12 protein-coding genes are annotated in these 13,313 nt (G+C 59.9%); 10 read left to right on the forward strand and 2 right to left on the reverse strand.

Annotated elements, in window-relative coordinates; genetic code table 11:
• Positions 1 to 217: 217 nt before the first annotated feature.
• The 5 genes from I8E17_RS07125 (at position 218) to hflX (ending at position 6,521) form a co-directional block, all read left to right on the forward strand.
• Positions 218 to 2,491 (forward strand): PAS domain-containing sensor histidine kinase, encoded by a 2,274-nt coding sequence (locus I8E17_RS07125; RefSeq protein ID WP_069612117.1) that lies wholly within the window; start codon positions 218 to 220, stop codon positions 2,489 to 2,491.
• Positions 2,481 to 3,845, forward strand: coding sequence for a sigma-54 dependent transcriptional regulator (locus I8E17_RS07130; protein ID WP_015339830.1), 1,365 nt, complete (start codon positions 2,481 to 2,483; stop codon positions 3,843 to 3,845). Before I8E17_RS07125 ends, I8E17_RS07130 begins: the two co-directional genes overlap by 11 nt.
• Positions 3,846 to 3,894: 49 nt before the next feature.
• On the forward strand, positions 3,895 to 4,758 hold the full coding sequence (locus I8E17_RS07135; RefSeq protein WP_069612118.1) for a D-amino-acid transaminase: 864 nt from the start codon (positions 3,895 to 3,897) through the stop codon (positions 4,756 to 4,758).
• A 107-nt stretch (positions 4,759 to 4,865) separates the two neighbouring features.
• Complete coding sequence (gene hfq / locus I8E17_RS07140) at positions 4,866 to 5,108, forward strand: RNA chaperone Hfq (RefSeq protein ID WP_003539403.1); 243 nt, start codon at positions 4,866 to 4,868, stop codon at positions 5,106 to 5,108.
• A gap of 78 nt (positions 5,109 to 5,186) precedes the next feature.
• The gene (gene hflX, locus I8E17_RS07145) at positions 5,187 to 6,521 is read left to right on the forward strand and encodes a GTPase HflX (RefSeq protein ID WP_069612119.1); all 1,335 of its coding nucleotides are present in this window, start codon (positions 5,187 to 5,189) and stop codon (positions 6,519 to 6,521) included.
• Positions 6,522 to 6,527: 6 nt separating this feature from the next.
• Here the strand turns inward: hflX and mazG are convergent, their stop codons facing one another.
• Both mazG and I8E17_RS07155 read right to left on the reverse strand, forming a co-directional pair.
• Positions 6,528 to 7,376 carry a nucleoside triphosphate pyrophosphohydrolase gene (mazG, locus tag I8E17_RS07150; RefSeq protein WP_069612120.1) on the reverse strand — a complete coding sequence of 283 codons (849 nt, stop codon included), beginning with the start codon at positions 7,374 to 7,376 and terminating at the stop codon, positions 6,528 to 6,530.
• An 18-nt stretch (positions 7,377 to 7,394) separates the two neighbouring features.
• Positions 7,395 to 7,982, reverse strand: coding sequence for a nucleoside deaminase (locus I8E17_RS07155; protein WP_069612121.1), 588 nt, complete (start codon positions 7,980 to 7,982; stop codon positions 7,395 to 7,397).
• A 292-nt stretch (positions 7,983 to 8,274) separates the two neighbouring features.
• Between I8E17_RS07155 and cysG the strand changes: the two genes are divergently transcribed.
• The 5 genes from cysG to I8E17_RS07180 all read left to right on the forward strand — a co-directional run bounded on the left by cysG (position 8,275) and on the right by I8E17_RS07180 (position 13,307).
• Positions 8,275 to 9,714: a siroheme synthase CysG gene (cysG, locus tag I8E17_RS07160; RefSeq protein ID WP_069612122.1), complete on the forward strand. Its 1,440-nt coding sequence runs from the start codon at positions 8,275 to 8,277 to the stop codon at positions 9,712 to 9,714.
• Positions 9,714 to 10,028, forward strand: coding sequence for a DUF2849 domain-containing protein (locus I8E17_RS07165; protein WP_015339836.1), 315 nt, complete (start codon positions 9,714 to 9,716; stop codon positions 10,026 to 10,028). Before cysG ends, I8E17_RS07165 begins: the two co-directional genes overlap by 1 nt.
• Positions 10,029 to 10,045: 17 nt before the next feature.
• Positions 10,046 to 11,725: a nitrite/sulfite reductase gene (locus I8E17_RS07170; RefSeq protein WP_069612123.1), complete on the forward strand. Its 1,680-nt coding sequence runs from the start codon at positions 10,046 to 10,048 to the stop codon at positions 11,723 to 11,725.
• 11 nt (positions 11,726 to 11,736) lie between these two features.
• On the forward strand, positions 11,737 to 12,249 hold the full coding sequence (locus tag I8E17_RS07175) for a DUF934 domain-containing protein (RefSeq protein WP_069612124.1): 513 nt from the start codon (positions 11,737 to 11,739) through the stop codon (positions 12,247 to 12,249).
• A gap of 245 nt (positions 12,250 to 12,494) precedes the next feature.
• Positions 12,495 to 13,307 (forward strand): ferredoxin--NADP reductase, encoded by an 813-nt coding sequence (locus I8E17_RS07180; protein ID WP_069612125.1) that lies wholly within the window; start codon positions 12,495 to 12,497, stop codon positions 13,305 to 13,307.
• Positions 13,308 to 13,313 lie beyond the last annotated feature (6 nt).

Consider the following 13,313-nt stretch of genomic DNA (forward strand, 5'->3'; position numbering starts at 1 on the left):
GTCGTTTTTGCGGTGGCGATTCATCTGGCCGCTCTTGTAGGAACAGGAGTTCGTCTGGTTTTTCAACATGTTGCAGAAGTGACGTGAAATAAAGGTTTCGCTTCAGCGCGAAACCGAACGACAGTTTCCGCCTCTGCCTGTCTCTCGCATCCGTGCCATAGCGCTATGCGATTCGACCAGGGCGCCGACCGTCGCTCGGGCGTGGAGATTGATAGGAATGATGCAGGACGCGGTGTCGCCGGCGGCGAGCGACGAGACGGTCGTCAAGGTGACGGACCGTCGTGCTTCCTTTGCCCTCCCTGGTCTGATCCTGGCCGGCGGTGCGCTTTTATGCGCTATCGCGACCTTGTTGATGCTTCTCGGGTTGACCCCGATTGCCCCGACCTCCTCGGTCGTGTTCACCTCTGTCGTCATCAACGGCCTGTTCGTGCTGGGGCTGATTGCTCTGATCGCTCGTGAAGTGGCGCGGCTGATGAAGGCGCGCAGCCGTGGCCGTGCGGCAGCCCGCCTGCATATACGCATCGTCGTTCTTTTCTCGATCGTCGCGATCACGCCGGCGATCCTTGTCGCCATCGTTGCCAGCCTGACGCTCAATGTCGGTCTGGATCGCTGGTTCGGCGTACGCACGCAGCAGATCATCAGCTCCTCGCAGAACGTCGCGCAGGCCTATTTGATGGAGAATGCGAGCTATCTTCAGGGCCAGACCGTCTCGATGGCGAACGATCTGGAACGGAATCGCTCGCTCTTCAACCTCGATCGCACCGGTTTTGCCGATCTGATGACCCGGCAGGCGCGGGGACGCGGCTTGCTGGGCGCCTTTCTGGTGCGGCGCGACGGCACCGCTATCGTCCAGGCCGATATCAAGACCGAACGTCCGCTGCCGGCCATTCCAAAAGATGCACTTGATTCCTCGGCCAACGGGCAGCCGACTCTCATTCCGCCCGGCGTGACCAATCTTGTCGGCGCGGTCATCAAGCTCGATGAAATACCCGGCGCCTTCCTCTACACCGTTCGAGCGGTCGACCCGCGCGTCATGAACGCCATGCGGATGGTGGAGGACAACACGGTCGAGTACAAGGCGATGGAAGAAGGGCGTATGTCGCTCCAGATCGCCTTCGCCGTCCTCTATATCGGCTTTGCTCTCATCGTGCTTCTGGCGGCGATCTGGACCGCCATCGCAATTGCCGACCGTATCGTCAGGCCCATCCGTCTCCTCATCAGCGCTGCGGACAATGTTGCTTCGGGAAATATGAACGTGCTGGTGCCGGTACGCTCGGCCGATGGCGACGTCGGCAGTCTCTCGCGTACCTTCAACAAGATGATCTCGGAAATTCGCACGCAGCGCGATGAAATCCTTGAGGCGAAGGACGAGGTCGACGACCGACGCCGCTTCATCGAAGCCGTGCTGTCGGGTGTGACGGCGGCCGTGATCGGCGTCGAGCACGATCGGCGCATCACCATCGTCAACACTTCGGCGGAAGATCTGCTGACGCTCAAGAGCGACGAGCTCATCGGAAAGAATCTTTCGGAGATCGCCCCCGAAGTCGATCAAGTCGTCAACGAGGCAACGACGCGCCATCGCAGCGATTTCCGCAAGCAAATCAGCCTCGTTCGCGGCGGCACTGTGCGTACGCTCAGCGTTCAGGTGACGCGTGAGGAAGCGCGCGATGCCAATGAATCTTATGTCATCACCCTCGATGACATCACCGATCTTGTTATCGCGCAGCGTTCGACCGCCTGGGCTGATGTCGCGCGCCGCATTGCGCATGAGATCAAGAATCCGCTGACGCCCATTCAGCTGTCGGCCGAGCGCATCCGCCGCCGTTTCGGCAAGAATATCGCCGACGCCGACCGCCCGGTTTTCGACCAATGCACGGATACGATCATCCGGCAGGTAGGCGATATCGGCCGCATGGTCGACGAGTTCTCCTCCTTCGCCCGCATGCCGAAGCCTACCATGGAGCCGACCGATCTGCGCGATATTCTGCGCGACGCCGTGTTCCTGCGCGAAATGGGCAATACACACGTTCAGTTCGAGCGTGAATTGGGCGATGAACGGCTGGAGGGCATGTTCGATGCGCGAATGCTTGGCCAGGCCTTCGGCAATCTCATCAAGAATGCCGTGGAGGCAATCGAGGGTGTTCCGAGCGATCAAGCGCGCGAGCAGCCGAAAATCCTGGTGCGTTCGTCTCTTGACCCGGATCGCGACCGCTTCACGGTCGATGTCATCGACAATGGCCGCGGTCTGCCGGTCGAGAACCGGCACAGCATTCTCGAACCCTACATGACGATGCGCGAGAAGGGCACCGGCCTCGGCCTCGCCATCGTCAAGAAGATCATTGAAGACCATGGCGGGCAGATCGAACTCCACGACGCGCCGGCCGATTTCGACCAGGGCAGGGGGGCCATGATCCGCGTGCATCTGCCGCGCCGTGAGCAAGCCGCCGTCGCCCCGACAGCAAGTGACAAGGAAAGCGTCTATGGCATCTGACATTCTCGTAGTGGATGACGAGGAAGACATTCGCGAAATCGTTTCGGGAATTCTTTCGGATGAGGGCCACGAAACCCGCACCGCGCATGACAGCGACAGCGCGCTCGCCGCGATTTCCGATCGCGCGCCGCGGCTCATCTTCCTCGATATCTGGATGCAGGGCAGCAAGCTCGATGGTCTGGCGTTATTGGACGAGATCAAGGCGCGCCATCCCGAGCTGCCAGTCGTCATGATCTCCGGTCACGGCAATATCGAGACGGCCGTCTCCGCCATCAAGCGCGGCGCTTTCGATTTTATCGAAAAGCCGTTCAAGGCCGATCGCCTCATCCTGATCGCCGAGCGCGCGCTCGAAAATTCCAAGCTGAAGCGTGAGGTCTCCGAGCTGAAGCGCCGCACCGGCGACGCGGTCGAATTGATCGGCACGTCGGTTGCCGTTTCGCAGCTCCGCCAGACGATCGACAAGGTATCGCCGACCAACAGCCGAATCATGATCTTCGGCCCCTCGGGCTCCGGCAAGGAGCTTGTGGCCCGCATGATCCACAAGAAGTCGACCCGTGCCAATGGTCCGTTCGTGGCGCTGAATGCCGCCACCATCACGCCGGAGCGCATGGAAATCGCTTTGTTCGGCACCGAAGGTTCGCCGGGGCAGGCGCGCAAGATCGGCGCTCTGGAAGAGGCACATCGCGGCATTCTTTATCTCGACGAAGTCGGTGAAATGCCGCGCGAGACGCAGAACAAGATCCTCCGCGTGCTCGTCGACCAGCAGTTCGAGCGCGTCGGAGGCTCGAAGCGCGTGAAGGTGGATGTGCGCATCATCTCGTCCACGGCCTATAATCTCGAGAGCCGCATTGCCGAGGGCCTCTTTCGCGAAGATCTCTACCACCGTCTGGCCGTAGTGCCCGTGCGCGTGCCCGCCCTTGCCGAGCGCCGGGAGGACATCCCCTTCCTCGTCGATCAGCTGATGCGTCAGATTTCGGAACAGGCGGGTATTCGCCCGCGCCGCATCGGTGATGATGCCATGGCGGTGCTGCAGGCGCACGACTGGCCAGGCAATATCCGCCAGCTGCGCAACAATATCGAGCGGCTGATGATCCTGGCGCGTTCCGATGGGGCGGAAACGCCGATCACGGCGGAAATGCTGCCGACCGACCTTGGCGACATGTTGCCGAAGGTCTCCGCCAAGAACGATTATCACATCATGACTTTGCCGCTGCGCGAAGCCCGCGAAATGTTCGAGCGCGATTATCTCATCGCTCAGATCAACCGTTTCGGCGGGAATATCTCGCGCACGGCGGAATTTGTCGGCATGGAGCGCTCGGCGCTGCATCGCAAGCTGAAGTCGTTGGGCGTCTGATCGGCCGCCCGACATTTCAAACCTCACAGAATTCGGATCAGGGGCTTCCATGCCGAGAATAGCTTATGTCAACGGTCGCTACGTCAAGCACAGCGATGCCATGGTGCATATCGAGGATCGCGGCTATCAGTTCGCCGATGGTGTCTACGAGGTGTGCGAGGTCCGTCATGGCGTGATTGTCGACCTGACGCGCCATCTCGATCGCCTCAATCGTTCGCTGAGCGAGCTACGAATCGCCTGGCCAATGACGCGTCAGGCATTGGTGCTGGTGATTCGCGAGACGCTGCGCCGCAATCATGTCCGCAATGGCCTGTTCTACCTGCAGGTCACTCGTGGCGTCGCCCGTCGCGATCACGTCTTTCCGCCGGCCGGCACGCCGTCCTCGATCGTCGTCACCGCCAAGAGCACCGATCAGTCCGTGATTGCCAAGAAGAACGCCAACGGCATCAAGGCGATCACCATCCGCGACAATCGCTGGGATCGGGTTGATATCAAGTCGGTCGGCCTACTCCCGAACGCCATGGCCCGCCAGCAGGCGAAGGAGGCCGGCGCGCAGGAGGCGATCTATATCGACCACAACGGCATGGTGAAGGAAGGTGCGGCCACCAATGTCTGGATCGTCGATCACGACGGAAATCTCGTCACCCGTCCCGCCGAGCACGGCATCTTGCGCGGCATCACCCGCACGACGCTGATGGACGTCGCAGCCAAGCTCGATGTGACGATCGTCGAGCGATTCTTCTCGGTCGAGGAGATGATGAAAGCCCGCGAAGTCTTCATCACCGCGGCGACAAGTATCTGTTTTCCGGTCGTTTCTATCGATGGAGAGACGATAGCGAACGGTCATCCGGGCAGCATGTCACAGAAAATTCGTGAAGCCTTTTTCGACGTTGCGGAAAAGACTGCGATTTGATACCAACATTCGCTGGGGGGAGAGAATGAGGGTATCTCCCGTCCGGGACCTCTGTATACCATGACATTCAACCGGCTCAGGTCGGCAAAAAAGAAAGAAGCGGCGCGATGGCGGAACGTTCTCAGAACTTGCAGGACTTGTTTCTCAATACTGTTCGCAAGCAAAAGATTTCACTCACGATTTTCTTGATTAACGGCGTGAAGCTCACAGGTGTCGTAACCTCGTTCGACAATTTCTGCGTCCTGCTCCGCCGCGATGGCCATTCGCAGCTCGTCTACAAGCATGCGATCTCGACGATCATGCCGGGTCAACCGATGCAGATGTTCGAGAGCGAAGAAGCCGCATCCTAACTGGGACTTGCCGTTATCACGACACGCGATACCAAAAATGATTCCCTCATCCCGGAGACCGTAAAACACCGGGATGATATGCGCGCCGTTGTCGTCGTGCCTGTGCTGAAGCAGGCGCGCTCCGCGCGTTCAGCTCAAGCCGATAGCACCATCTCCGTTTCGCGCCCGCCGGAAAGCCGGTTGGAAGAGGCAAGAGGCCTGGCGCTCGCCATCGATCTCGATGTCGTTAACGGCTCCATTGTTCCGATCAACGATCCGCGACCGGCAACCCTGCTCGGAACCGGCAAGATCGAAGAAATTCTCGCGCTGCTCGATGAGCTCAACGCCGGCCTCGTCATCGTCGATCATCCTCTGACGCCGGTGCAGCAGCGCAATCTTGAAAAGGCGTGGAACGCCAAGGTCATCGACCGCACCGGCCTCATTCTCGAAATCTTCGGCCGCCGCGCCTCCACCAAGGAAGGTACGCTGCAGGTCGAGCTGGCGCATCTGAACTATCAGAAGGGCCGGCTGGTTCGAAGCTGGACCCACCTTGAACGCCAGCGCGGCGGTGCCGGCTTTATGGGCGGCCCGGGTGAAACCCAGATCGAAGCGGACCGGCGCATGCTGCAGGAACGGATCATCCGGCTGGAACGAGAGCTGGAACAGGTGGTTCGCACCCGCCAGCTTCATCGCGCCAAGCGCAAAAAGGTGCCGCATCCGATCGTGGCTCTCGTCGGCTATACCAATGCCGGCAAATCGACGCTGTTCAACCGCATTACCGGCGCCGGCGTTCTGGCGGAAGACATGCTGTTTGCGACGCTCGACCCGACGCTGCGCCGCATGAAGCTGCCGCATGGCCGCACGGTCATTCTCTCGGATACTGTTGGTTTTATCTCCGACCTGCCGACGCACCTGGTGGCCGCCTTCCGCGCGACGCTGGAAGAGGTGCTGGAAGCCGACCTGATCCTGCATGTCCGCGATCTCTCCGATGACGACAATCAGGCCCAGAGTGCGGATGTCATGCGCATTCTGGGCGATCTCGGCATTGGCGAGGCCGAAGGCGCCGAGCGCATCCTTGAGGTTTGGAACAAGATCGACCGCCTGGAGCCGGAAGCTCACGATGCCATCGTCCAGAAGGCGTCGACCGCGGAAAACGTCATTGCCGTCTCAGCGATAACGGGCGAGGGCGTTGATCGTCTGATGGACGAAATCAGCCGGCGCCTCTCCGGCGTGCTGACGGAAACGACGATCACCTTGCCCGTCGAAAAGCTGGCGTTGCTGCCATGGCTTTACAATCACGCCATCGTCGATAACCGCGAGGATAATGAGGACGGCACGGTGACGCTCGACGTCCGCCTGACCGAGGCTGAAGCGGCGGAATTGGAGCGGCGCATGGGCAATGGCCCGAAGCCGCAACGCGAAGACTGGGAATAGGCGTTTTTACGCCGTTTTAACTCCGGCTAGCCGCCGCTCGATGGCTTTTGCCGACTGCCAGATTTCTTCCATCCGCTCCAGCGAGGCGCCTTCCAGCGTCTCGCCTTCAGCCTCGAGCGTCGTTTCGATATGATGGAAGCGGCGGCGGAACTTGGTGTTCGTGCCGCGCAGGGCTTGCTCCGGATCGGTGCTCACATGCCGGCCGATATTGACGACAGCAAAGATCAGGTCTCCGAGTTCGTCGCTGACCTTGGCCTTGTCGCCGCTTTCAAGTGCTGCCCGCAATTCGCCGATTTCCTCTTCGATCTTGTCGAGGATCGGTTCCGGCGCCGACCAGTCGAAGCCGACCTTGGCGGCGCGCTCCTGCAGTTTCAAGGCTTCGGTCAGGGCAGGGAAAGTCCGCTGCACCGAACCCAGGAAACCGGCCTTGAAATCTTCGGTGATGCCGCTCTTGGCGCGGCGTTCGGCGCGTTCCCGCTTCTCCTCGGCCTTGATCCGGTCCCATTGCAGCGTTACCGCATCCTCGGTCTTGGCATCGGAGACGGCAAAGACGTGCGGATGGCGGCGGATCATCTTGCGGGTGATGGCATGCACGACATCACCGAAGGAAAACGCTCCGGCCTCCTCGGCGATCCGGGAATGGAAAACGACCTGCAGCAGGAGATCGCCGAGCTCGTCGCAAAGATCGTCCGTATCCTTGCGTTCGATCGCATCCGCGACTTCATAGGCCTCTTCGATCGTGTAGGGCTTGATGGTCTCAAAGGTCTGAACGATGTCCCAGGGGCAGCCGCTCTCCGGGTTTCGCAGCGCCGCCATAATGTCGATCAGACGGGAAATGTCTCGCGATGCTTCCATCGTTGCCTCGGGCCTCTATCAATTCAATGGGATGTCGTTGCTGCTCTTCGACGCCTGGTAGTTGTCGGAGAGATCAGCATAGGCCTGCTTGATGCGCGCTGTCTGGTCTTTGAGCTCGCCTTTGCGTAGGTCCGCTTCCGTCTCCACGAGGTCTGAAATGGCAAAGCTGTTCCAGAATGCGTTTTGGCGGCGATAGCCACCCGGCTCCAGGCCGAAGACTTCTTTCAGGATCTTGAGATCATGCGGGATCGCAAAGGCATCCCGGGAATCCTCATGGCTGAAGAAATAGTAGAAATTGTCGAAGCCTGCCCAGGTGATCGCGGACATGCACATGGTGCAAGGCTCATGAGTCGAAAGGAAGATCAAATCCTTGGTCGCGGGCTTCTCGCCGAGTTCGTAGAAGCGCTTGAGGGTGTGAACCTCGCCATGCCAGAGCGGGTTTTCCAGTTCATTGTTGGTTTCCGCAATGACGAGCGAGAGATCGGACTTGCGCAGGATGGCTGCGCCGAAAACCTTGTTGCCGGCCGCGACGCCTTTGCGGGTCAGGGGCAGGATGTCTTGCTCGACGACGTTGAGGAGGCGTGCAGCGATGCTTTTGTCAGACAAGGGTTTTCTCCAGCGTTTTACGCCAGTCTATCGACATTGCCCATGCGGCGGAATGCGCAAATGACGTATGGACCAAGTTTGTCACAGGCAATAAAATCGCCGTAAGCGTCAGTCAATGATAAAAGTCTATAGATTTCCTATATTTATCTTGATCTGCTCGCCTGGTGAGTTTTGCTCAAATCCTTCTCATGTCGAGCAAAAGAATACGCGCATGCATGGGCATTAGAATTTCTGTTTCTTCAATCTCTTGGCCGCAGGGGCGATATTCGCCAAATCTCGAAGTGGAATAGTGATGCCTCCCAGGACTGAACAGCTTTCGGTGTTTCCCGCTTTCTTCCGCGTGGAAGGGAGGATGGCGGCTGTCTTCGGCAATGGCGACGAAGCCTTTGCCAAGGTGCGGCTGCTTTTGAACACGCAGGCGGAAGTCGTTGCCTTTGCGCAGGCGCCGGAGGCTGATTATCACGCTTTCCTCATCGCCAACCGCATCGAAACCGTACGCGGCGATTTTTCGCCCGATCAGGTCAAAGGTGCGACGCTTGTCTTTGCTGCTACTGGCGATGCCGAGGCGGATCGTGCGATCGTCGATGCGGCTCGCGCTGAGCGCATTCCGGCAAACGCCGTCGACCAGCCCGACTATTGCGATTTCTACACGCCTGCGCTGGTCAATCGCGCTCCTGTGGCCGTCGCCATCGGCACGGAAGGCGCCGGTCCTGTCCTGGCGCAGATGATCCGCGCGCAGATCGACCAGATGCTATCGCCGTCGCTCGGCAAGCTGGCGGAACTGGCGACGCGCTATCGCAAGCCGGTTGAGCGTTTCGTGGCGCGTGGCGTCGCACGCCGCGTCTTCTGGCGGCAGTTCTTTTCCGGACCGGTCGCCGATGCCGTTAATGCCGGTCATGTTGCGCAGGCGGAGCGGGCGGCGGATGAGTTGCTGCAGTCGTCGCGTGAAATCGAGGGCCGTATCTGGCTGGTCGGCGCAGGCCCTGGCGCGGAAGATCTCCTGACGCTACGTGCACAGCGCGTCATGATGGAAGCCGATGTCATCGTCTATGACGCGCTGGTGCCGCAGGCGATCGTCGACATGGGCCGCCGCGATGCGGAACGCCTCTCCGTAGGTAAGCGCAAGGGTTGCCACAGCAAGTCACAGGAAGAGATCAATGATCTGCTGGTGCAGCTCGGCCGTGAAGGCAAGCGCGTTGTGCGGCTGAAGTCCGGCGATCCGCTGGTTTACGGCCGTGCCGGCGAAGAAATGGCGGCTCTGCGCGCCGCCGGCATCGGCTATGAGATTGTTCCCGGCATCACCTCGGCTTTCGCCGCCGCTGCCGATTTCGAATTGCCGCTGACGCTGCGTGGCATTGCCTCGTCGCTGGTCTTCACGACGGGTCACGATCTCACAGGCGATGTGTTGCCCGATTGGGCGAGTTTGGCCGTATCCGGCGCCACGATTGCCGTCTATATGGGGCGGACTGTCGCCGCTTCCGTTGCCGGCCGCCTCATGCAAGCCGGCCTGCCGCCCGAGACGACCGTTGCCATCATCGAAAATGCCAGCCGGCGCGATCGTCGCCTGATGCATGGAATTTTGCGAGATCTGCCTGATCTCGAGCATCGCGACGAGTTGGGCGGGCCGGTCATGGTCATTATCGGCGATGCTGTCGCTGGTGCGAATTTTGAGCAATCCGAGCCGCTGGTCCGTCGCGAGACCGCTGCTCAAGACTATGCAAGGAACGATTGATGGTCGACAAGGTTCTGACCGCAAACCGGCTCACCGATGGCGTCGCCGTCTGGCTGAACGCAAATGGTGAGTGGGTGACATCGCTGCAGGAGGCGCTGGTCGCTCGCCATGCGGAAGCGGAAGCCGCACTGGAAGCGATCGGCAAGCAGGCCTATGCCGACAACAAGGTCGTCGATGTCAATCTGATCGACGTGCAGGAAACCGGCGGCAAGCTCTGGCCGCTGCGCCTGCGCGAGCGCATCCGCGCCGAAGGCCCCACCATGGAATACGCGCCGGGCTATGCCGCGGCCGATCCCGATTTCATTGCAGTCTGAGAAGTCCCGAGGAAGTCATGTATCGTTACGATGAATTCGACCACGCCTTTGTTGCGGAACGGGTCGCCCAGTTCCGCGATCAGGTGGAGCGACGCCTCTCGGGTGAGCTTTCGGAAGATGCCTTCAAGCCGCTGCGCCTGATGAACGGCGTCTATTTGCAGCTGCATGCCTATATGCTGCGCATCGCTATTCCCTACGGCACGCTGAGCTCGCGCCAGATGCGCATGCTCGCCCATATCGCCCGCACCTATGACCGCGGCTATGGCCACTTCACCACGCGCCAGAATCTGCAGTTCAATTGGCCGAAGCTTTCGGAGATGCCGGATGCGCTGGCTGATTTGGCCTCCGTCGAGATGCACGCGATCCAGACTTCGGGCAATTGCATTCGCAACGTGACGGCCGATCATTTCGCCGGCGCTGCGGCTGATGAAGTTGCTGATCCCAGGCCCTATGCCGAAATCCTCCGCCAGTGGTCCTCCGTTCATCCGGAATTTTCCTTCCTGCCGCGCAAGTTCAAGATCGCCGTCACCGGCGCCGAGCGTGACCGCGCTGCGATCCAGGTGCATGATATCGGCCTGCATCTGAAGAAGAACGACAAGGGCGAGATCGGCTTTGCCGTCTATGTCGGAGGCGGGCAGGGCCGCACACCGCTTGTTGCCAAGCTTATCCGTGAGTTCCTGCCGGAAGAGGATCTCCTGTCCTACACCACCGCGATCATGCGCGTTTACAATCTGCATGGCCGCCGCGACAACAAGTACAAGGCCCGTATCAAAATCCTCGTGCATGAAACCGGCGCCGAGGAACTGGCACGCCAGGTCGAGGCCGAGTTCGACAAGCTGCGAGACACCGAACTGAAGCTGCCGGAAGCTGACGTTCAGGCGATCTCGGCCTATTTCGCACCACCGGCGCTGCCAGAGCGCCCAGAAGGTTGGGAAAGCCTGGCACGCTGGAAGAAGGCCGATCCGGCTTTCGCGCGTTGGGTGCAGCAGAATGTGCAGCCCCATAAGAACCCAGATTACGGTATGGTCACGATCTCGCTGAAGCCGATCGGCGGCATTCCCGGCGATGCGACGGATGTCCAGATGGAAGCTGTCGCCGATATCGCCGAGGAATATGCCTTCGACGAAATCCGCGTCAGCCATGAGCAGAATCTCATCCTGCCGCATGTGGCACTGGCCGATCTCGAAGCGGTTTATCGTGGTCTGGTAGCCAACGGTCTCGAAACGGCGAATGCTGGCCTGATCACGGATATCATCGCTTGTCCCGGTCTCGATTATTGCGCGCTTGCCAATGCGCGTTCCATTCCGGTCGCTCAGGAAATCTCCACGCGTTTCGGTTCGCCCGAGCGCCAGGCGGAGATCGGCGAGCTGAAGATCAAGATTTCCGGGTGCATCAATGCCTGCGGTCACCACCATGTCGGCCATATCGGCCTGCTCGGCGTCGAGAAGAAGGGTGCGGAACTCTATCAGATCACGCTCGGCGGCTCCGGCGACGAAAATACCTCGATCGGCGAGATCATTGGTCGCGGCTTCGAACCCGATAAGGTGACCGACGCCATCGAAACCATCGTCGATACCTATCTCGGTCTTCGTCTGGATCCCTCCGAAACCTTCCTGACCGCCTATCGTCGTGTCGGGCCGCAGCCGTTCAAGACCGCGCTTTACGGCGCGTCCTCGTCGGCAGCGGAAGCGGCGTAGGGAGATCGACCATGACAAAGATCTGGCGTGAAACAGGTTTCGTCGACAATGATCCGTGGGTCATCGAGACCGATGAGGTCAAGGCGACCGAGGCGCAGAAGCCGCTGCTCGGCCTCGATGCGTTGATCGCGAAGGCGGAAGAGAGCAACGAGGCAGGTCTCGGCGTTCTCATCAAGCCCGCCGATGACGTGACCCGGCTGCAGCCCTATCTCGACCGTCTCGATATCGTCGCGGTCGCGTTTCCGGCATTCAACGATGGCCGCGCTTTCAGCCATGCCTCGCTGCTGCGTCAGCGCCTCGGCTATGCCAATGAGCTGCGTGCGGTTGGCGACGTGCTGATCGATCAGATTCCGCTGATGCTGCGCGTCGGTATCGATAGTTTCGCGGTCACCAACGCAACAGCGCTGAAGCGCCTGTCGGAAAATCGCCTTCCGGGCATTCCGCACTATTATCAGCCGACCGCTCGGCGTGCCGAAGGCGGACAGGCCTATAGCTGGCGGCGATTGCCGGCAAAGTCGGCCTGATGCGGAAAGGCTCGCTGTTGCGGCAATTTGACAGTGTCGGATTGCCGTATTCAAGCCTTTCGAACGATGTAATGTCGGCAATCTGGAAACTTGACTGAAAAATGCATATTTCAGTCCTGTGCTGCCGGTTGGAATGGAATGCCTTTCAAAACCGGCTATATTATTATATCAGCGTCGCGAAATGAGCCTGCCAGGAAAAACGTGCTCAGGAAAACGCGTAAGACTAATACGGGATCCGAGACAGAATGAACGCCCCCGCAAAGACAGATGAATTTGCTTCAGCAGTACCCGCAGGCGTCTTTGCCGAGAAGGTGCTGAGCGTCACGCATTATACCGACCGGCTCTTTCGTTTCACCATGACCCGGCCGCAAGGCTTCCGCTTCCGTTCAGGCGAGTTCGCCATGATCGGCCTGATGGTCGAGGGCAAGCCGCTGTATCGCGCCTATTCGATCGCGAGCCCTGCCTGGGCCGACGAGCTCGAATTCTTTTCCATCAAGGTGCCGGACGGTCCGCTGACCTCGCACCTGCAGAACATCAAGCCGGGCGATGAAGTACTGATGCGCAAGAAGCCGACCGGTACGCTGGTTCTGGACGCGCTGACCCCCGGGCGGCGGCTCTACATGTTCTCTACCGGCACCGGCATTGCACCATTTGCGAGCCTCATCCGCGACCCGGAGACCTATGAGAAGTATGAGGAGGTCATCCTCACCCATACCACGCGCGATGTTGCCGAGCTGAAATACGGCTTCGATCTGGTCGAGGAAATCCGCAACGACGAGCTGTTGAGCGAAGTCGTCGGCGACAAGCTACGTCATTATGCCACCGTGACCCGCGAGGAATTCCCCTTCAAGGGCCGCATTACCGATCTCATCGAGAACGGCAAGCTTTTCAGCGATCTCGGCGTGCCGCCGCTCGATCCCGCGATCGATCGCGGCATGATCTGCGGCTCCTCCGCCATGCTGAAGGACACCAAATCGCTGCTCGAAAAGGCTGGCCTGAATGAGGGTGCCAACAACAATCCGGCCGAGTTCGTCATCGAACGCGCTTTCGTCGGCTGATCGGCC

The organism is Rhizobium sp. AB2/73 (genome assembly GCF_020871915.1).
GTDB lineage: Bacteria > Pseudomonadota > Alphaproteobacteria > Rhizobiales > Rhizobiaceae > Rhizobium > Rhizobium dioscoreae.